The organism is Agrococcus beijingensis (assembly GCF_030758955.1).
GTDB classification, from domain to species: Bacteria; Actinomycetota; Actinomycetes; order Actinomycetales; family Microbacteriaceae; genus Agrococcus; species Agrococcus beijingensis.
The window spans coordinates 2,638,466-2,656,522 of record NZ_CP132360.1 but is presented as its reverse complement, the minus strand read 5'-3'; the positions used below and the strand labels follow the sequence as shown (position 1 = coordinate 2,656,522).

The window sequence follows — 18,057 nt, the reverse complement described above, 5'->3', positions numbered from 1 at the left end:
GGGGGAGCGGTTCCAGCCTATCTGTCGCGCCGTGCGGCGGCCGGGGCCGCGGGGGAGAGGGAGTGATCGTGCGACGCCTGCTCGCGGTGCATGCGCATCCCGACGACGAGTCGAGCAAGGGTGCCGCCACCCTCGCCCGCTACGTCGCGGAGGGCGCGCAGGTGACGGTCGTCTCCTGCACGAACGGCGAGAGCGGCAGCGTGCTCAACGAGCGCTTCGAGCCGCTGCACCGCGCCGCGCGCGACATCACCGGCGTGCGTCGGCTCGAGATGGCGGGCGCGCAGGCGGCGCTCGGCATCGACCACGTGTGGCTGGGCTACGTCGACTCGGGGCTGCCCGACGTCGGCGAGCCGCTGCGCGCGCTCTCGTTCGCGACCCTGCCGCTCGAGATCTCCGGCCGTCCGCTGGTGCGGCTCATCCGGCGGTTGCGGCCGCAGGTGGTCGTCACGTACGACGAGATGGGCGGCTACCCGCACCCCGATCACATCCGCTGCCACGAGGTGACGATGTGGGCGGTCGAGCACGCCGCCGAGGGTCTGCCCGAGCTGGGCGAGCCGTGGCAGGTGCAGAAGGTCTACTACGACCGCTCGATGAGCGGGCCGCGCCTGCAGGCGCTGCTGGGCGCGCTCGAGGCGACCGACCCCGACGACGAGCGGCTGCCGTTCGTGCGCGAGTGGGCGGCGCGCCTGGGCGAGCGCGGGCACACGCTGACGACGCGCGTCGACGTCGGCGCGCACCTCGACGCGCGCGACGTGGCGCTGCGCTCGCACGCGAGCCAGGTCGACCCCGAGTCGCGCTTCTTCTTCTGGCCGAACGACCTGCTGCGGCAGGCGTGGCCGACCGATGACTACGAGCTGGTGCGATCGCGCGTGGCGCGCGAGGGCACCGAGGACGACCTGTTCGCAGGCGTCGAGGAGGACTGATGACGCCGACCACCCCCGACGACCTGGGCTTCGACCCCAACCAGGTGACCCCCGGCTGGGAGGGCTTCCTGGCCACGGCGCTGATCGGCGTCGTCGTCATCGCGCTGATGTTCGTGTTCTTCCGCCAGGTCACGCGCATCAACAACCGTGCCGAGGCGCGCGAGCGCATCGAGGCGGAGCTCGCCGAGCGCGACGCCGCCGCCGCGGCGCCCGTGACGGCGGATGCGTCCCTGGACGCCGCGTCGGAGCCCACGGCCGACGCTCGGCCCGAGTCGCCGGGCGAGGAGCAGCCCCGCGCCTAGCGGACTGGGCACGGTCTCGTCGGTGCTCGTTCTCGCCAGTGCACGCTCACCTCAGTGCACGCTCACCTCCCTGCATGCTCGCGTCACAGCACGTTCACGGAGGTCGCGCGCCAGCGCCCGTCGAGCCCCTCCAGCCGGATCGCGACGGCGCGCGTGCGCCCGGCCGAGCGGACCACCGCCGAGCCCTCGACCACGCCGTCGGCCGAGTGGCAGGCGCGCACGGCGCTGACGGCGAAGCCGGGCACCGCGCGGTGCGACTGGCCCGCGCGGCGGCGCCGAGCGGTCAGCGCCCGCTCGGTGAGCTGGTCGTAGGTGGTCTCGGTGACCCAGCGGGCGATCTGCTGCACGTCGCGCACGCCCAGCAGGATCTCGATCACGCTGCTCGCGAGGTTCTCGATCAGCGGCACGGGATCGGGCAGACCCTCCGACGAGCACGGCTGGAAGTCGAAGAACTCCTCGGCATCCACGGAGTTCATCCGTCGTCGCTGCGTGCTCACCGCTGCCCCCTCGCATCCGCTGGCGGCCCGCGGTGGCACCGTGGGGCGAAGGTAGCCGGAAACGTGCGGGGCAGGGGATGGGCAGAACTCCCCTGTGGAGAACGCTCGACAGACCGGGTCCGGCGACGGTTAGATTCGCCGTCGTGCGCTTCGAGGACCTGTTCGACGATCTCGAGAGCCAGCTCGAGGCCGAGCTGGGCGCCGAGCGGCGCGACCTCGAGGCCGAGGAGGAGCGCTTCCGCGTCGGCCGCCTCGAGCTGCGCGACCGCATCGCCGCCGCGCCCCGGCAGCTCGACCTCGCGCTGCGCGGCGGCGCGCGGCTGCGCCTGCGCCGGATGGCGCTCGGCCGCGACTGGCTGAACGGCATCGTGCTCGAGGGCGCGCCCGCCGACACCGGCGCGATCGTGCCGCTGCACGCCATCGCCGGCATCGAGCTCGACGCCGACGGCGCGGCGGCCTCGGTGCGGCCGGCGAAGGAGGCCGGCGACCTGCAGGCGCGGCTGAGCTTCGCCTTCGCGCTGCGCGACCTCGCCCGCCGCCGTGCCGCGGTCATCCTCGAGGGCACGATGCCGGTGTCGGGCACCATCGACCGGGTCGGGCGCGACCACCTCGACCTCGCGGTGCACGAGCCGGGCGAGCATCCGCGCCGCAGCAGCGTGCGCTCGTGGCGGGTCGTGCCGTTCTCGGCATTCGACTGGGTGCGGATGCCCTGACGCGCCCTGCGCGTTCCAGGCACGGCGGGCGTCGGCTACCGCTCGCCGAACAGGTCGGCGATGCTCGCAGACTGCGCCTGCCGCCACAGCCCGCGGCGCCGCTCCAGCTCGATCTCGCGATCGATCCAGGCCTGCACCTCGTCGTCGGCGACGCGCCACGCGCCGCGCACGCGCACGCCCAGCAGCGAGCCCTCCTCGAGCAGGTCGACCACCGCGGCGGGCGACGTGCCGAGCACCTCGGCGACGTCGGCGACGGCGAGGAAGCGGCGGGCTTCGATCGACATGGAAGCCATTGTGGGCCAGTCGGCGCCGACGTGCGGCGACCCTGTGGAGAACTTCAGCGACGCCCGTCGCGCTCCTGCCACGCTCGTGCCGTCGACGAGGAGGAGACCATGGCAGCATCCCGCACCTGGCTGGATCCGCGGCTCGTGATCGGCGTCGTGCTGGTGCTCGCGTCGCTCGCGGGCGTGTGGCTCGTGGTGCAGCAGTCGGCGCGCACCGAGACCGCCTGGTCGGCCACGCGCACGCTGCTGCCGGGCGAGACGATCGCCGCAGGCGACGTGCAGCCGATCGATGTCCGCCTGCCGCAGGCGCAGGACCGATACCTGGATGCGTCCGCGGACCCGGTCGGGATGGTGGTCGCCGCGACGGTGGGCGAGGGCGAGGTGCTGCCGTTGCGCGCGCTCGGCGACGCGGCGGGCGATGAGCGCGCCGCCGTCGTGATCGACGTCGAGGGCGCGCTGCCGAGCGCGGTGCGCGCCGGGGCGCTGGTCGATGTCTGGACGGCCGCGCCGGGCGACGAGGGGTTCGCGGCGCCGTCGGTGCTCGTCGACGACGCGATCGTGGTGGGCCTGCTGGAGGACGAGGGCATCCTCGCCTCCGCCGGCACCCAGCTCGAGCTGCTGGTGCCGCGCGACCAGACGGCCCTGCTGCTCGAGGCCGTCTCGAACGAGCACGCGCTGAGCGTCGTGCCGCTGGCGCAGCCGGTGGGGTCGGCGCCGTGATCGGCATCGCCGTCTCGGCGCCCCTGGAGCGCGAGGACGCGATCGTCCGCGAGGCCGCACGCCACGGGCACCGCGTCGCCATCCGCGCCGCGACCGCCGCCGACCTCATCGAGCGGCTCGCCGCCCGACCTGCCGACGCCGAGCCGCGCATCGACGTCGTGCTGGTGGTCGCGAGCGAGCATCACGCCACCCGCGCCCTGGTGGAGGTCTGCGACCAGCGCGGCCTCCGACTGGTCGCGCTCGCCGACGACGCGCCCGAGCGCGCCCGCGCGCAGACGCTGGGCCTCGACGCGGTCGCCTGGGCCGACGGCTTCGCGGCGATCGAGGGCGCGGTCGCGCCGTCGGCCGAGCAGACCCCGAAGGAGGAGCGAGCGCGCGGACGCGTGCTGGCGGTGTGGGGCCCGGCGGGGGCGCCGGGGCGCACGACCGCCGCGATCGCGCTGGCCGCCGAGCTCGCGGTGCTCGGTCAGCGCGTCGCGCTCGTCGACGCCGACACCACGAGCGCGTCGATCGCACCCGCCCTCGGCCTGCTCGACGAGTCGCCCGGCTTCGCCGCCGCCGCGCGACTGGCCCGTGCCGGCAGCCTCACCGTGGACGAGCTCGACCGCATCGCGCAGCAGGTGCCCACGATGGGCGGCACGCTGCGGGTGCTCACCGGCATCGGCCGCGCGAGCCGCTGGCCCGAGCTCGGCGCGGAGCGGGTCGCCGAGGTGCTCGAGCGCTGCCGCGACTGGGCCGACTGGACGGTCGTCGACGTGGCCGCCAGCCTCGAGCGCGACGAGGAGATCTCCAGCGACCTGTTCGCGCCGCGCCGCCATGCCGCCACGCTCGCGGCGCTCGAGGCTGCTGACGAGGTCGTCGCGGTCGCCGGCGGCGACGCGGTCGGCATCGCTCGGCTCGTGCGGGCGCTGCCCGAGCTGCGCGACCTGGTGCCGCAGGCCCGCGTGCGCGTCGTCGTGAACAAGGTGCGCGCATCCGCCATCGGCATCGCGCCCGAGCGCGCCGTGCAGGAGACCCTGCGCCGGCTCGCGCAGGTGACGCCGGAGGCCTGCTGGCCGTTCGACGGGCGCGCCGCCGACGCGGCGCTGCTCGAGGGCCGGCCGCTGGTCGACGTCGCGGGGCGCTCGCGGCTGCGCCGCAAGGTGCAGGAGCTCGCGACGGCGCTGCTGCCGCAGGAGGCCCCCGTGAGCCGCGCGTCGCTGCGGGCCGCCGAGCGGCCACGGCGAGCCTGGCGCGCGGCACTACGCTGAAGTGGTGACGAGCCTGACGTCGATCGCCGAGCGCCACGGCAACCTGAGCGATGACGACATGCGATGGCTGCACCGGCTGGTCGCCGACTTCCAGCTGCTGGCCGATCTCGCCATCGGCGACATCGTGCTGTGGCTGCCGACCGGCGACGACGACGCCTACATCGCGGCCCAGCACGCGCGCCCCGCTGGCGCGTCGACGCTGTTCTACCGCGACATCCTCGGTCAGCCGGTGCGCAACGCCTGGCGCGAGCAGGTCGATCGCGCCTACCAGGAGGGCGTCTCGCTCTCCGGCGACTCGCCGACCTGGGGCGTCGAGGCCGACGCCAAGGTGCGCGCGATCCCGGTGCGGCGGCGCGAGGTCGAGCCGTCGACGAAGGTGATCGACCGCCCCATCGCCGTCATCACCAGGCACGCCAACCACGCCGACACGCGCAGCGCGGGCCGGCTCGAGCGCACCTCGAAGGAGTGCGCCGACGAGCTGTTCCGCATGATCGCGGCCGGCGACTTCCCGGACCAGGCGGCCCCGTCCGGTCCGCGCCGGGGCGCCGCGCGCGCATCCGACGGCTTGATCCGGCTCGACCAGGCGGGCACGGTGACCTTCGCGAGCCCGAACGCGCTGTCGGCGTTCACGCGGCTCGGCTTCCGCGGCGAGCTCGAGGGGGAGTCGCTCGCCGAGACGACGACCGACCTGATCGACGACTCGCAGGAGGTCGACGAGGCGCTGCCGCTCGTCGTCACCGGCCGCGCGCCGTGGCGAACCGACATCGAGACCCGCACCGTGACGCTGTCGCTGCGCGCGCTGCCGCTGCGGCACGGCGCCGAGCGGATCGGCGCCATCGTGCTCGTGCGCGACGTCACCGACCTGCGGGCGCAGGAGCAGACGCTCATCACGAAGGACGCGACGATCCGCGAGATCCACCATCGCGTGAAGAACAACCTGCAGACCGTCGCCGCGCTGCTGCGGATCCAGTCGCGGCGGACGAAGAGCGAGGAGGCGCGCACCGCGCTGCAGGACGCCGAGCGTCGCGTGTCGTCGATCGCCGTGGTGCACGACACGCTCTCCGAAGGGCTGAGCCAATCGGTCGACTTCGACGCCGTCTTCGACCGCGCGGTGCGGCTGACGAGCGAGGTGGCCTCGATGCACGGCTCGCACGTGCGCACCGAGCGCATCGGCTCGTTCGGGGTGCTGCCGAGCGGCTACGCGACGCCGCTCGCGCTCGCGCTCACCGAGCTCGTGACCAACGCGGTCGAGCACGGACTGCCCGGCAAGGAGGACGGCCTCGTGCGCATCACGGCGCGACGCGACGACGCCTGGCTCACGGTGCAGGTGTGCGACAACGGCATCGGCCTGCCGGCCGGCAGGGTCGGCTCGGGCCTCGGCACCCAGATCGTGAAGACGCTGGTCACCGGTGAGCTGTCGGGCACCATCGACTGGGGCGCCAGGGCGGTCGAGGGGACCGAGGTCACCGTGCGCGTGCCGCTGGCGTACATCCGGGAGCCCGAGCAGCCCTGACGCCGCGGGCGGCCGACGACGACCGGCCGCACACAGCGAAGCGGGGCCGCCTTCCGGCGACCCCGCTTGCGATGTATGGTGCGGTCAGCCCGCGCGACGGGCGCGAGCAGCGCGGCGCTTGAGCGCGCGGCGCTCGTCCTCGGAGAGGCCGCCCCACACGCCGGAGTCCTGGCTGGTCTCGAGCGCGTACTGGAGGCACATCTCGGTCACCGGGCACGTCGCGCAGACGGCCTTCGCCTTCTCGATCTGCTCGAGCGCCGGGCCGGTGTTGCCGACCGGGAAGAAGAGCTCGGGGTCCACCGTGAGGCAGGCAGCGTCATCACGCCAATCCATAGTCATGCTCCTTGTACATTGGAGGGGGAAGTCGCGCATCGCGATCGATCGCGGCGCAGAAGTCTGAGGGCGCTGCAGCACTGCCGCCCGACGTTCTATGTTTCCACAGCCACCACCGACAGGCAAGGGTTTTCTTCTGTGAGTGAAGTCTCGAGCGACCGTCCGGCGACCGCGACGTGGGCCGGCGGCCTGATGCTGCTCGAGGGGCTCGGCATGATCGGCTTGGCCGTCTGGCTCGCTGTCTCGGCGCTCGGCGATCCGCTCGAGCACATCGGCGGCGGCCTGTTCCTGGCGGTGCTCGCGGCGGGCTCTGCGCTGTTCCTGGCGGTCGCCGGCAAGGCCATGCTCGACGGCAAGGCGTGGTCGCGCGCGGCGGCCGTCGTCTGGCACGTGCTGCTGCTGGGGGTCGCGCTCGGCACCTTCGACGGCGGTCAGGGCCCCGTGCCGCTGGCGCTCGTCATGGCGGCGCTGGCGATCACCGTCTTCGCGCTGGTGCTGCGCAAGAGCGTCACCGGCTGGCTGCGGCGCGAGGAGCGCTGAACGGTCTCAGCCCCGAAAGGCGAGCCGCTTGTCGAGCATCTCGAGGTGGCCCTTCGCCTTGGTGTTGTAGAAGGCGTGGGTGATGATGCCGGCCTCGTCGAGCACGAAGGTCGAGCGGCGCACGCCCTCGACGATGCGGCCGTAGCTGTTCTTCTCGCCGAAGGTGCCCCAGGCGCGATGCACCGCGAGATCCTCATCGCTGAGGAGCGGGAACGTGAGGCCGTCGAGCGCATGCGCCCGGGCGAGCTTCTCGACCGGGTCGCGCGAGATGCCGACCACCGCGTAGCCGTGCCCGCCGAGGTCTGGCACCGCATCCCGGAAGTCGCACGCCTGCTGCTGGCAGGCCGAGGTGAGCGCCTCGGGGTAGAAGTAGACGATCGCCCTGCGGCCCCGCAGGTCGGCCAGCGACACGGGGTTGCCGCCCTGATCGAGGAGCGTGAAGTCGGGTGCGCGCATGCCGGGCTCGAGATGGGTCACGATCCCATCCAACCAGCGTCCGCGGGCTGCCCGGCACGGTCCGACACGGGGCGTTGGGGGTACGTCCGGAGTCGTGCTACGCTTGATCCTCGGTTGAGAAACCATGCACCTCTAGCTCAATTGGCAGAGCAGTTGACTCTTAATCAATTGGTTCCGGGTTCGAGTCCCGGGGGGTGTACGAACGAAGTGCAGGGCCCCTGACTGGCAGAATTGCCCGGTCAGGGGCCCTTTTGTTGGTCTCCTGGCTCCCGCTGATCGGAGACTAGCGTGGCAGGGCGACGTCGGAGAAGCGCGGCGTCGCGAGGCGCCCTCGGATGCGCCTGCGCCCGACTCGTCCAGTCGCCAGCGACCGCCTATCGAGCCGGGGACCGCGTCTCCAACCTCAGGAGGCATACCGTGTCCCTTAGCGGTCGCTTCTGCCGCGGCTCTGCGGCGAACTTCGCCGAACTCTCTCGCAGACGTTCGTTTGTGAGGAGCGCGTCCGGCGCGCCGCCGCACACGAAATTAGGCACCGCGAAGCGCTCCGGGCGATGGTGGCTCCGGGGCGCTAGGCGGAGGTGCGGCTCAACCGGTCTTCGTCCAGGTGCCGCAGCGGCTCGACTCGAACACGTCGCCCGACCTGAGCGTCACGGTGACGGGGCCGGAGACGATGTTGTTGTCGATGATGTCGGCGTCCGACCCGGTTCCGGACATCCAGGCGTAATAGCACGAGCCCTGCCCCGGCGTGCTGTAGACGCCGGGCTCGACTGTGGTGCCGATGACGTGCAGGCCGTTGCCGAACTCGCGCGTCGCGGCGGTCGCCTCCTCCTGGGTGACGGCCGATTCGCGGGCGGTGAGCTCCGCTTCCCAGGCCTCGAACGCCTCCTGCGCTTCGGTGAGGGCAGTAACAGCTTCGTCCCGCTCGCTCTCGGACCGCTCGAGGCTGGACTGGAGGTTGTCGTTTCGGGTCTCGAGCGAGGCGATCCTATCGGTGGCCTCCTCAGCTGCTGCGGCGGAGGCGGCACCGCTGGAGACAGCGAGCCCGCCTGCGACGAGCGCTGCGACTGTCGCGACCGCTGCGACGATCCACGGTGCTCTGCGCGGCTTGGCGGTGGCGGCAGGGGCCGGCCTACCCGCCTGCGGCTGGCGCTGCATCCTCGGCTCCGCCTCGGGTGCGGGCGTCGACATCGGGTTGGGGATCACGGGGCGCCCTCGATCCAGACGGCCTCGTTGACCTGGTTGCTAATGCGCCAGATGCCTCCCGCGAGAGCGGCCTCGGGCACGACCATGCAGACGTTGCCGGTGGTGACGACGGAGGCGTCGTAGATCGGGCCCTGCGAGGCGAGATCGTTGCTGGTGTAGCAGTAAGCGTCGCCGGTGCCGCTCTCGCCGTAGCTCTTGCCGTCGCTGCCGACGTACTCGGTGGTGATGCTGAACCACGGCTCGACGCCGTCGTTGGCGATGTCGACGCTCTGGCTGACGAGGTTCTCCTCGACGATCCCGATGGAGACGACGCCGGTGATAAACCGCATGCCCTCGGGCGGGGCCGCGACGTACTCGTTCTCGGCACGGATCGCGGTGAACGCGTCGTAGTTTGCCTCCGTGATCCCGACGATCCAGGCCGAACCCTCGGCCAGGCCGCGCGTCTCGCCGAGCGCGAGTGGCGCCTCGCGCGAACCCTCGGACGGGGTCTCCTCGGTGGGTGTCGGCGTGGGCGTCGGCGTCGGCGACTCAGTCGCAGCTGCCTCGGCGGATTCGGTGGCGGCTGGCGTATTCACCGGCGGCGTGGACGCGCCGCAGCCGACCAGGGCAATGGCGGCAAGGGCGGTCGCGGCAAGGGCCGCGATGGGGCGTGCTGTACGCATCGTGCTGCTTTCTGGACAGAGAGGGTGGTGCTGGGGACAGCAGGTTGGGGACCTGCCATGTCTTTCCTATCGGACGGGGCCGACAAACGATGAATGCTCAGCCGCCTGCGCCCTGATGCTGCGCGTCCTAGGGCGGGGCGCTTGCGCCTCTGCACGAGGACGCAATGATCGACGCACCAGCTACGCGGCAGCTACGCGCAGGAGGGTCAGCGAATCTGAGCTTGCGTTCCGCGACCGCACCGTGATCGAAGCCGCCAGCGCGGTGGGCGTGGAGCTCATCGCATGCACGAGCGCGGTGAATGCGCGCTCGCGGAGGGGCACCGGTCCACCGAGGCCCTCCTCGAGGAAGTCGGGATCCCGTTCGTCCTGCTGCGCAACGGCTACGCGGTGGTCGGCAGCGCCGGCGGCAACCGGACCAGTGGGGCGTCCCGCGCGAACTACGCAGAGGCGGCAACGATGGCGCTCCTCGGCGGCGACCCCGCCGGGACCGTCGCGTACCGGGATCTCCCCATCCCGGCATACGCGAGCATGCTGACGAGCAGCGGGCTGCCCGAAGCGCTCGCCGAGAGAATTGCGGACTCAGACCTCGTCATCGCCCGCGGTGACCTTGTCATCAACGGGGGCGACCTCCGCAATCTCATCGGACGACCGACGACCTCGCTGGCCGACGCAGTGCGCGACGCGGTCGCGGCGTAGCCGCGTCCCGTTCGAGTGCCGGCGGCGCGCCGGCGAGCTCGTCGCTGTGCGGGGTGCGAGCGCGCTCGGCCATGGCCTACTACTGCCGGTACGACGACAGGAAGTTGCCGATGCGGTCGATGGCCGTGACGAGGTCGCGCTTCCACGGCAGCGTCACGATGCGGAAGTGGTCGGGCGCCGGCCAGTTGAAGCCCGAGCCGTGCGTGACGAGGATCTTCTCCTGCCGCAGCAGGTCGAGCGCGAACTGCGCGTCGTCGTGGATCTCGTGCACCTCGGGGTCGAGCCGCGGGAAGGCGTAGAGCGCGCCCTTCGGCACCACCACACTGACGCCGGGGATCGCCGACAGCCGCTGCACCGCCGCGTCGCGCTGCTCGAGCAGCCGACCACCGGGCAGGATCAGATCCTCGATCGACTGGTGCCCGCCCAGCGCCACCTGGATGCCGTACTGCGCCGGCACGTTCGGGCAGAGGCGCGTCGACGCCAGCAGCGTCAGCCCCTCGAGGAACCCCTTCGCGTGGTCCTTGGGGCCCGAGATCGCCAGCCAGGCAGCGCGGAAGCCCGCCGCGCGGTAGGTCTTCGACAGCCCGTTGTAGGTGAGCACCAGCAGGTCGGGCGCGAGCGTCGCGATCGAGACGTGCTCGGCGTCGTCATAGAGGATGCGGTCGTAGATCTCGTCGGCGAGGATCAGCAGCGAGTGCTTGCGCGCGAGCGCCACGATGCCCTCGAGCACCTCGCGCGAGTAGACGGCGCCCGTGGGGTTGTTGGGGTTGATCACGACGATCGCCTTGGTGCGGGGCGTGATCTTCGCCTCGATGTCGGCGAGGTCGGGCGCCCAGTCGGCGGCCTCGTCGCAGAGGTAGTGGATGGGCGTGCCGCCGCCGAGCGACGTCATCGCCGTCCAGAGCGGGTAGTCGGGCGCGGGGATCAGCACCTCGTCGCCGCTGTCGAGCAGTGCCTGCATGGTCATCGTGATGAGCTCGGAGACGCCGTTGCCGAGGAAGACGTCGTCGACGGTCAGCGGCGGGAAGCCCTCGACGTCCTCGTAGCGGGTCACGACCGCGCGGCGCGCCGACAGCACGCCCTTCGAGTCGGAGTAGCCCTGCGCGAGCGACAGGTTGGCGATCATGTCCTGCACGATCGTGTCGGGCGTCTCGAACCCGAACGGCGCCGGATTGCCGATGTTGAGCTTCAGGATCCGATGTCCCTCGGCCTCGAGCCGCGCGGCCTCCGCGGCCACAGGTCCCCGGATCTCGTACAGGACGTGCTTGAGCTTCGAGGACTGGTCGAGCGACTTGAGTGCCATTGCACCATGCTAGGCGGGCACGCCTGCGCCACTCGGCGTGCGGTGGCTCGCCCGCGGCGTCGCCGCGCGTCAGTCGGGCAGCTGCAGCAGCCCGCCCGCTGAGCGAGTGGTGGCGGCGGCCACCGCCATGGCGCGCCCGAGGGGCCCAGCCCATCCGCCCTCGTGATCGCGGTGCATGACGGATGCGGTGAGGGAGGCGAGCACGGCGTCTCCGGCCCCGATCGTGTCGACGATGGGCGCCTCCAGCGACGGCACGAGCGCATCGACCCAGCCGTCGCCGGTGACGATCCGCGCACCGGCGGGCCCGCGGGTGATCGCCACAGCGCCCGTGCCCGAGGCGATCCAGCGGGTCGCGCTGTCGTCGACGTGCTCCTCATAGACGAGCTCGGCGTCCTCGTCGCTCGCCTTCACCAGCAGCGCCCGCGACGCGAGCAGGTCGAGCCCGGCGGCGAAGCGCTCGCGGGCGCCGGGCTCGCGCAGGTACGCGGGGCGCGCGTTCGGGTCGAGCAGCAGGCGCTCGCGCGAGCGGGGGAGCGCGACGAGCGGCGCGACCTGCGCCTCGTGCTCGAGCGCGAGGCAGGAGACCACCACGAGCGGCGCAGCGGCCAGCAGTCGCTCGAGCCCGGCGAGGTCGACGAAGCGACCGAGCCCCGCGTCGTTGAACTCGTACCGCATGGTGCCGCCGTCGCGCACGGCGGTCGCGACGGCGGTGCCCTGCCCGGCGGCGGTGGCGACGAGCTCGACCCCGTGCCGCGCGCAGTGCTCGCGCACCAGTCGCCCCGGCGCGTCGTCGCCGACCATGGCGATCAGCCGCGCCGGCACGCCGAGCCGAGCGAGGCCCACCGCGACGTTGAGCGCGGCGCCGCCGACGATCGAGGCGCCGTCGACCTCGTCGACCAGCGCATCGCCGACGACGGCGACCGGCTCGCTCACTTGCGCTTCTTCGCGACCTTCTCGAGCTCGCGCTCGAGCTCCTCCTGGCGGATCGCGTCCTCCCGCTGCTTGACGGCCCCCATCGCCAGGGCGACGCCGATGCCCCAGCTGACCCACAGCAGCGCCAGGCGCCAATCCTTCTTGCCCTGACGGGTGGCCTTCACGACGGCCATGCCGCTCGCGACCGAGCTCAGCACGCCCGCGTTGAACAGGTACTTGCGCATCATGCCTCCAACATCCATCCGGGTGGTCGCGACCAACCTACCCACGCGTCCTGCGCGCGGGCCGAGCCGCACGCATCCGCTTCGTCATCCTGGTCGCGCAAGGCATCCTGACCGATCGGTCGACATCTGACCGATCGGTCAGTAGCATGGCTCCACGTGACCACCCGCGACACGATCCTGCAGGCCGCGCTCGAGCGCTTCGCCCGCTTCGGCTACCTGGGCAGCTCGATCCAGCAGATCGCCGACGACGTCGGCACCTCGAAGTCGTCGGTGCTCTACCACTTCGACTCGAAGGAGTCGCTGCTCGAGGCCGCCATGCAGCCCGCGCTCGACTCGATGGCGGGCCTCGTCGGCTCGCTGCCGCAGCTGCACGACGCGAAGGTCGAGGCGGCGCCGGCGCTCGTCACCGGCTTCGTCGACACCCTCATGGCGCACAGCGCCGCCGTGTCGGTGTTCGTCACCCAGCGCGGCGCGCTGCAGGACGTGCCGGTGATCGCCCGCGCGAACGCGATCGTCGACGAGATCGCCCGCACGCTCGTGCTCGAGGCACCCACGCCGCGCGTGCTCACGCGCCTGTCGATCGGCCTGGCCGGCGTCGCCTTCATCCTGGGCGACTCGCTCGACGACGGCCGCGACCACCTCGACCCGGCCGAGATGCGCGAGATCCTCATCGACACGCTGCTCGAGCTCTGCCTGCCCGATGCCGCGCACGCGGCCACCACCCCGCTTCGGAAGGACGCCTGATGGCCACCTGGCTCTCCCGCGTCGGCGCAGCGTCCATGCGCCGTGCCTGGTTCGTCATCCTCGCCTGGGCGATCGCCCTCGGCGGCGTGCTGGGCGGCGCGCTCGCGCTCGGCCCGAACATGCAGGAGTCGTTCGCGATCCCCGGCACCGAGTCGCAGCAGGCGCTCGACCGGCTCGGCAGCGTGTTCCCGCAGGTCGCCGGCTCGTCGGTGCAGGTCGTCTACCAGGCGCCCGAGGGTGACACCATCGAGCAGCACCGCGACGCGATCGTGGCGCAGGTCGAGCAGATCTCGGCGATCGACGACGTCGCCACCGCGCTCGACCCGTGGAACGAGTTCGCCTCCGACCAGATCTCGGCCGACGGCACCATCGCGTTCGCGCAGGTGCAGTTCGAGCCGCAGGGCTCCGGCGTCACGCCGGCGGGCCTCGACGAGCTCGTCACGACAGCGGATGCGGTGCGTGACGACGGCCTGACCGTCGAGTTCGGGGGCCAGGCGTTCCAGGCCACCAGCGTGCCCATCTCGTGGGTGGAGGGGCTGGGCGTGCTGTTCGCCGGCATCGTGCTGTTCGTCACCTTCTGGTCGCTCGTGACCGCCGGGCTGCCGCTCATCACCGCCCTGGTCGGGATCGGCATCACGATGGGCGGCGTGCTGGGCGCGTCGGCGCTGGTGACGGTCTCGAACTCGGCGCCGCTGATGGCGCTCATGATCGGGCTCGCGGTCGGCATCGACTACGCCCTCTTCATCCTCTCGAAGCACCGCACGCAGCTCGCGCGCGGCATGGGCGTGGTCGCGTCGGGCTCGCTCGCCGTAGGCACCGCCGGCACCGCGGTGCTCTTCGCCGGCCTCACGGTGGTGATCGCCCTCACGGGGCTGCTGATCGTCGGCATCCCGTTCCTGTCGGTGATGGGCATCGGCGCCGCCGTCTCGGTGGTGATCGCCGTCGCTGCCGCGGTCACGCTGCTGCCGGCGATCATGGCGCTGCTGGGCGAGCGGCTGCGGCCGAAGCCGGGCAGCCGCGCCGCCCGGCTCGCCGAGCGCGACGTCGACGCGAAGCCGACGATGGGCATGCGCTGGGCGACGCTCGTCACGAGGCGCCCCTGGTTCGCGATCGTGGGCGTGCTGGCGGTCGTCGGCATCGCCGCGGTGCCGGCCGCCAGCCTGCAGCTGGCGCTGCCCGACAACGGCCGCGAGGCGCAGGGCTCGACGCAGCGCATCGCCTACGACCTGCTGCAGGAGGGCTTCGGCGACGGCACCACCGGGCCGCTCGTGGTGATGGCCGACATCACCCAGGTGACCGATGTGCTGCCCACGCTCGAGGCGATCAGCGACGACCTCGCCGAGATCCCCGGCGTCGACCGCATCGGCAGCGCCTTCCCCGACGAGACGGTCGACACCGCGATCATCCAGGTGATCGCCGAGACCGGCCCCGCCGACCCGGCGACGGCCGCGCTCGTGCGGGCGATCCGCGATGCGGCCCCCGAGCTCGAGGCCGAGCACGGCACGCCCATCGCCGTCACCGGCGCGACCGCCGTGCAGATCGACGTCTCGCAGCGGCTGCAGGACGCCCTGCTGCCCTTCGGCGCGGTGGTCGTCTCACTGGCGATCGTGCTGCTGATGCTGGTGTTCCGCTCGATCCTGGTGCCGGTGACGGCAGCGCTCGGCTTCCTCGCCTCCGTGCTCGCCGCCTTCGGCGTGGTCGTCGCGGTGATGCAGTGGGGCTGGGGCATCGAGCTGCTGCACGCCGAGCCCGGCCCGATCCTGTCGTTCATGCCGGTGCTGCTGATGGCGGTGCTGTTCGGCCTCGCGATGGACTACCAGATGTTCCTCGTCTCGGGCATGCGCGAGCAGCACGCCCACGGCCGCGACGCCCTCAGCGCCGTGCGGCACGGCTTCGCCGAGAACGCTCGCGTGGTGACGGCTGCGGCGCTCATCATGTTCTTCGTCTTCTTCGCGTTCGTGCCCGAGGGCATGGCGATGATCAAGGCGATCGCGCTCGGCCTCGCGGTCGGCGTCGCGGTCGACGCGTTCCTCGTGCGCATGACGCTCATCCCGGCGCTCATGGCGCTCATGGGCGAGCGCGCCTGGTGGCTGCCGCGCTGGCTCGACCGCGCGATGCCCTCGATGGACGTCGAGGGCGAGAGCCTCGGCCGTCACCGGGCGGCGCTCGCCTGGGCTGCGGATGCGGGCGGTCACCTCGCCCTCGAGCGGCTGCGGCCCGAGGTGGCGTGGGGAGTCGCGGGCGAGGCCTCCTGGAGCGTGACAGCCCAGCGGGGCGCGGTCGTGCGCCTCGGCGGCGCCTTCGCCGACCGGCAGCGGCTCGCGCACGCGCTGCTGGGCGACGTGGACGCGACGGGTCGCGCGCACCTGGGCGGGGCCGCCCTGCCCGGCGACGTCGGCACGCTGCGCGAGCGGATCGCGCTCGTCGACCTGGATCTCGTCGGCGCCGCAGGCCACGCCGAGACCGCGCACCAGGCGGCCCGCTCGGCGCTCGCGCTGCGCGCGCCGTTNGCGCACCTGGGCGGGGCCGCCCTGCCCGGCGACGTCGGCACGCTGCGCGAGCGGATCGCGCTCGTCGACCTGGATCTCGTCGGCGCCGCAGGCCACGCCGAGACCGCGCACCAGGCGGCCCGCTCGGCGCTCGCGCTGCGCGCGCCGTTCGCGGTCGGCGCGGTGCTCGACCGCCGCGCCACCGCGCTCGTCGAGCGCGCCGCGGCCGCTGCGGGCACGTCGATCGACGAGTCGGCGCCGCTCTCGCGGCTCGCGCCGGTCGAGCGCGCGGCGGTGCTGCTGGCGATGGCCGCGCTGCGCCGACCGAGCCTGGTCTGGATCGACGCCGCCGCAGGAGCCCCGGCGGGCTCCGCACGCGTGGCGGCGCTGCTGGCCGGCGACGACGCGACCATCGTCACCAGCGAGCCATCGCCCGACGCGCACGGCAGGCAGGCGATCGAGCTGCTGCCCGCCGACGCCACCGCCGAGGACGAGCGCGACGCACGCGACCGCGCGGCTGCCGAAGCCGCATCCGCCGACATCGACACCCCGCGGGCGCCCGACGCGCTCGCGACCACCGGAGCAGACCGATGAGCACCACGCTGCAGACGGGCGTCGCGCTCGCCGCCGCCGCCGCCACCCCGTTCGCGATCGCCGCGTTCGCCGCCTGGTCGGTGGGCCCGGCCGTCGACGGCGAGCGCGACGTGCCCGCCGCCGTCGTCAACCTCGACGAGATGCTCACCACGACGGCGCCCGACGGCACCGAGACGGTCATGTTCGCCGGCCGCCAGGTGGTGACCGACCTCGTCGCCGACGAGGACGACGGCATCGACTTCCGCATCCTGAATGCCGACGACGCCGCAGCGCAGCTCGCCGACGGCACCGTGCACGCGGTGATCACGGTGCCGGCCGACTTCTCGGAGCGGGTGCTCAGCCTGCAGGGCGACCAGCCGCGGCAGGCGGGCATCGAGATCGTCACCGACGCCTCGAGCGACGGCCTCGCGACGACGCTCGCGAGCGAGACGGGCGAGTCGATCGCCGGCTCGTTCGGCGACCTCGTCACGAGCGGCTTCATCTCGGGCCTCTACGGCGGCCTCGGCACGCTGGCCGAGCAGCTGGGCAGCGCGGCGGACGGGGCGGATGCGCTGGGCTCCGGAGGCACGGAGCTCGCGTCGGGCCTCGGCGAGATCGCGGGCGGGCTCGACCGGCTCGCCGGCGGTACCGGCACCGCCGGCGACGGCGCGGACCAGCTCGCCGCGGGCGCCGATCAGCTCGCCGACGGCCTCGGCACCGCCGAGGCCGGCATCGGGCAGCTGGCCGGGGGCGCCGCGGCGCTCAGCACGGGTGTCGAGCAGTACGCGGGCGGCGTCGACCAGCTGGCCGCCGGTGCGGGCTCGCTGCGCGACGGCGTCGACCAGTACAGCGGCGGCGCCGAGCAGTTCGCCGGCGGCGTGCAGCAGGCGGTGCGCCAGGTCGGGCCCGGGCTCGACGGCGTGGTCGCGGCGAGCGGCATCGATGCGCTCGAGGCGGGCGTCGACGACGCGGCGGCCGCGGCGGCGCAGCTCGTCAGCGCGCTCGAGGCCGACGCCGGGACCGACCCTGCGGCGCTCGAAGCCGCACGGCAGCTGTCGGCCGACCTCGCGGCCCTCAAGTCAGGAAATCAGCCCGAGGTGACACGATCCAGGTTCGAGGAGCGGTAGGAGATCGCGCTGCTGCGCGTGCAGCAGATCGGGGTGAACGAGATCGCCCGCCGCCTGGGACGTGACAAGGGAACCGTGTCTCGGGAGTTGAGTCGCAATGCTGCTACGCGCAGCGGCAGGCAGGTCTATCGGGCGACGGTGGCGCAGTGGAAGGCGCAGCAGGCGGCGAAGCGGCCGAAGACGGCGAAGCTGGTCGTCAACCCGGCGCGTCCGCCCGACCGCCCGGTCGGGTTCACGGTAGGCGGCGACCATGCGCTGGTAGATGCCCCAAGTCAACGGCCGACGAACAAGAACACCAACGGCCTGCTGCGCCAGTACTTCCCCAAGGGCACCGACCTATCCCGGTGGAGCGCCGAGGACCTCGAGGCGGTGGCGCTCACGCTCAACAACCGGCCCCGCAAGACCCTCGGCTGGCGAACGCCCGCCGAGGTCTTTCAGGAGCACCTACTCTTGCTCGAACAGGCCGGTGTTGCAACGACCGGTTGAACTCGCCCTGAGAAGGCCGAATGCTCAAGCAGGTGAGGCAGGTCCATCGAGGGGCCGGCTCGGCAACCACCACGCCGCAGCCGACG

Annotated in this window: 20 protein-coding genes, 1 tRNA gene and 2 pseudogenes; 14 read left to right on the top strand and 9 right to left on the bottom strand. The window is 72.8% G+C overall.

Annotation, left to right across the window (positions count from 1 at the left end; translation table 11 throughout):
• Positions 1-68 precede the first annotated feature (68 nt).
• Both mca and Q9250_RS13015 read left to right on the top strand, forming a co-directional pair.
• Positions 69-923, top strand: coding sequence for a mycothiol conjugate amidase Mca (gene mca, locus Q9250_RS13020; RefSeq protein WP_306232292.1), 855 nt, complete (start codon positions 69-71; stop codon positions 921-923).
• Positions 923-1,225: a hypothetical protein gene (locus Q9250_RS13015; protein WP_306232291.1), complete on the top strand. Its 303-nt coding sequence runs from the start codon at positions 923-925 to the stop codon at positions 1,223-1,225. The genes mca and Q9250_RS13015 overlap by 1 nt, the downstream gene beginning before the upstream one ends.
• Before the next feature lie 83 nt (positions 1,226-1,308).
• On the opposite strand, the gene Q9250_RS13010 is transcribed toward Q9250_RS13015, so the two are convergent.
• Positions 1,309-1,722: an Rv3235 family protein gene (locus Q9250_RS13010; RefSeq protein ID WP_306232290.1), complete on the bottom strand. Its 414-nt coding sequence runs from the start codon at positions 1,720-1,722 to the stop codon at positions 1,309-1,311.
• A gap of 143 nt (positions 1,723-1,865) precedes the next feature.
• On the opposite strand from Q9250_RS13010, the gene Q9250_RS13005 reads away from it, so the two are divergent.
• Positions 1,866-2,435 carry a hypothetical protein gene (locus Q9250_RS13005; protein WP_306232289.1) on the top strand — a complete coding sequence of 190 codons (570 nt, stop codon included), beginning with the start codon at positions 1,866-1,868 and terminating at the stop codon, positions 2,433-2,435.
• Positions 2,436-2,470: 35 nt separating this feature from the next.
• On the opposite strand, the gene Q9250_RS13000 is transcribed toward Q9250_RS13005, so the two are convergent.
• The gene (locus tag Q9250_RS13000; RefSeq protein WP_306232288.1) at positions 2,471-2,719 is read right to left on the bottom strand and encodes a helix-turn-helix domain-containing protein; all 249 of its coding nucleotides are present in this window, start codon (positions 2,717-2,719) and stop codon (positions 2,471-2,473) included.
• A gap of 108 nt (positions 2,720-2,827) precedes the next feature.
• On the opposite strand from Q9250_RS13000, the gene Q9250_RS12995 reads away from it, so the two are divergent.
• The 3 genes from Q9250_RS12995 to Q9250_RS12985 are packed head-to-tail and all read left to right on the top strand — an operon-like array spanning position 2,828 to position 6,202.
• Complete coding sequence (locus Q9250_RS12995; protein WP_306232287.1) at positions 2,828-3,439, top strand: hypothetical protein; 612 nt, start codon at positions 2,828-2,830, stop codon at positions 3,437-3,439.
• Positions 3,436-4,689: a CpaE/TadZ family protein gene (locus tag Q9250_RS12990; protein WP_306232286.1), complete on the top strand. Its 1,254-nt coding sequence runs from the start codon at positions 3,436-3,438 to the stop codon at positions 4,687-4,689. Before Q9250_RS12995 ends, Q9250_RS12990 begins: the two co-directional genes overlap by 4 nt.
• Positions 4,690-4,693: 4 nt before the next feature.
• Positions 4,694-6,202 carry a sensor histidine kinase gene (locus Q9250_RS12985; protein ID WP_306232285.1) on the top strand — a complete coding sequence of 503 codons (1,509 nt, stop codon included), beginning with the start codon at positions 4,694-4,696 and terminating at the stop codon, positions 6,200-6,202.
• Between the two features lie 84 nt (positions 6,203-6,286).
• Here the strand turns inward: Q9250_RS12985 and Q9250_RS12980 are convergent, their stop codons facing one another.
• Positions 6,287-6,535: a WhiB family transcriptional regulator gene (locus Q9250_RS12980; protein ID WP_021010012.1), complete on the bottom strand. Its 249-nt coding sequence runs from the start codon at positions 6,533-6,535 to the stop codon at positions 6,287-6,289.
• A gap of 138 nt (positions 6,536-6,673) precedes the next feature.
• Between Q9250_RS12980 and Q9250_RS12975 the strand changes: the two genes are divergently transcribed.
• Positions 6,674-7,075 (top strand): hypothetical protein, encoded by a 402-nt coding sequence (locus Q9250_RS12975; protein ID WP_306232284.1) that lies wholly within the window; start codon positions 6,674-6,676, stop codon positions 7,073-7,075.
• Positions 7,076-7,081: 6 nt separating this feature from the next.
• Here the strand turns inward: Q9250_RS12975 and Q9250_RS12970 are convergent, their stop codons facing one another.
• On the bottom strand, positions 7,082-7,552 hold the full coding sequence (locus Q9250_RS12970; protein WP_306232283.1) for a peroxiredoxin: 471 nt from the start codon (positions 7,550-7,552) through the stop codon (positions 7,082-7,084).
• 105 nt (positions 7,553-7,657) lie between these two features.
• Between Q9250_RS12970 and Q9250_RS12965 the strand changes: the two genes are divergently transcribed.
• Positions 7,658-7,730: transfer RNA gene (locus Q9250_RS12965), tRNA-Lys, on the top strand.
• A gap of 386 nt (positions 7,731-8,116) precedes the next feature.
• Here the strand turns inward: Q9250_RS12965 and Q9250_RS12960 are convergent.
• A complete protein-coding gene (locus tag Q9250_RS12960; protein WP_306232282.1) occupies positions 8,117-8,734 on the bottom strand; it encodes an Rv1352/Rv1906c domain-containing protein in 618 nt (205 codons plus the stop codon).
• Entirely contained in the window at positions 8,731-9,396 is a 666-nt protein-coding gene (locus tag Q9250_RS12955; RefSeq protein WP_306232281.1) for a hypothetical protein, read from the bottom strand. The genes Q9250_RS12960 and Q9250_RS12955 overlap by 4 nt, the downstream gene beginning before the upstream one ends.
• Before the next feature lie 282 nt (positions 9,397-9,678).
• Between Q9250_RS12955 and Q9250_RS12950 the strand changes: the two genes are divergently transcribed.
• Positions 9,679-10,092 carry a Rossmann-fold NAD(P)-binding domain-containing protein gene (locus Q9250_RS12950; RefSeq protein ID WP_306232280.1) on the top strand — a complete coding sequence of 138 codons (414 nt, stop codon included), beginning with the start codon at positions 9,679-9,681 and terminating at the stop codon, positions 10,090-10,092.
• 79 nt (positions 10,093-10,171) lie between these two features.
• Here Q9250_RS12950 and Q9250_RS12945 read toward each other — a convergent pair whose 3' ends face one another.
• The 3 genes from Q9250_RS12945 to Q9250_RS12935 all read right to left on the bottom strand — a co-directional run bounded on the left by Q9250_RS12945 (position 10,172) and on the right by Q9250_RS12935 (position 12,555).
• Positions 10,172-11,395, bottom strand: a complete 1,224-nt coding sequence (locus Q9250_RS12945; RefSeq protein WP_306232279.1) for a pyridoxal phosphate-dependent aminotransferase — start codon at positions 11,393-11,395, stop codon at positions 10,172-10,174.
• 69 nt (positions 11,396-11,464) lie between these two features.
• Positions 11,465-12,328 carry a PfkB family carbohydrate kinase gene (locus Q9250_RS12940; protein WP_306232278.1) on the bottom strand — a complete coding sequence of 288 codons (864 nt, stop codon included), beginning with the start codon at positions 12,326-12,328 and terminating at the stop codon, positions 11,465-11,467.
• Entirely contained in the window at positions 12,325-12,555 is a 231-nt protein-coding gene (locus Q9250_RS12935; RefSeq protein ID WP_306232277.1) for a hypothetical protein, read from the bottom strand. The genes Q9250_RS12940 and Q9250_RS12935 overlap by 4 nt, the downstream gene beginning before the upstream one ends.
• 153 nt (positions 12,556-12,708) lie before the next feature.
• Between Q9250_RS12935 and Q9250_RS12930 the strand changes: the two genes are divergently transcribed.
• From Q9250_RS12930 to Q9250_RS12910, 5 genes and pseudogenes are all read left to right on the top strand, one after another.
• Positions 12,709-13,296, top strand: a complete 588-nt coding sequence (locus Q9250_RS12930; protein WP_306232276.1) for a TetR/AcrR family transcriptional regulator — start codon at positions 12,709-12,711, stop codon at positions 13,294-13,296.
• The gene (locus Q9250_RS12925; RefSeq protein ID WP_306232275.1) at positions 13,296-16,379 is read left to right on the top strand and encodes an MMPL family transporter; all 3,084 of its coding nucleotides are present in this window, start codon (positions 13,296-13,298) and stop codon (positions 16,377-16,379) included. Before Q9250_RS12930 ends, Q9250_RS12925 begins: the two co-directional genes overlap by 1 nt.
• Positions 16,376-17,485: a YhgE/Pip domain-containing protein gene (locus tag Q9250_RS12920; protein WP_306232274.1), complete on the top strand. Its 1,110-nt coding sequence runs from the start codon at positions 16,376-16,378 to the stop codon at positions 17,483-17,485. The genes Q9250_RS12925 and Q9250_RS12920 overlap by 4 nt, the downstream gene beginning before the upstream one ends.
• A gap of 3 nt (positions 17,486-17,488) precedes the next feature.
• Positions 17,489-17,572, top strand: a pseudogene (locus Q9250_RS12915) (helix-turn-helix domain-containing protein); the annotation flags it as partial.
• Positions 17,573-17,749: 177 nt separating this feature from the next.
• A pseudogene (locus Q9250_RS12910) lies at positions 17,750-17,971 on the top strand (transposase); the annotation flags it as partial.
• Between the last annotated feature and the right edge of the window lie 86 nt (positions 17,972-18,057).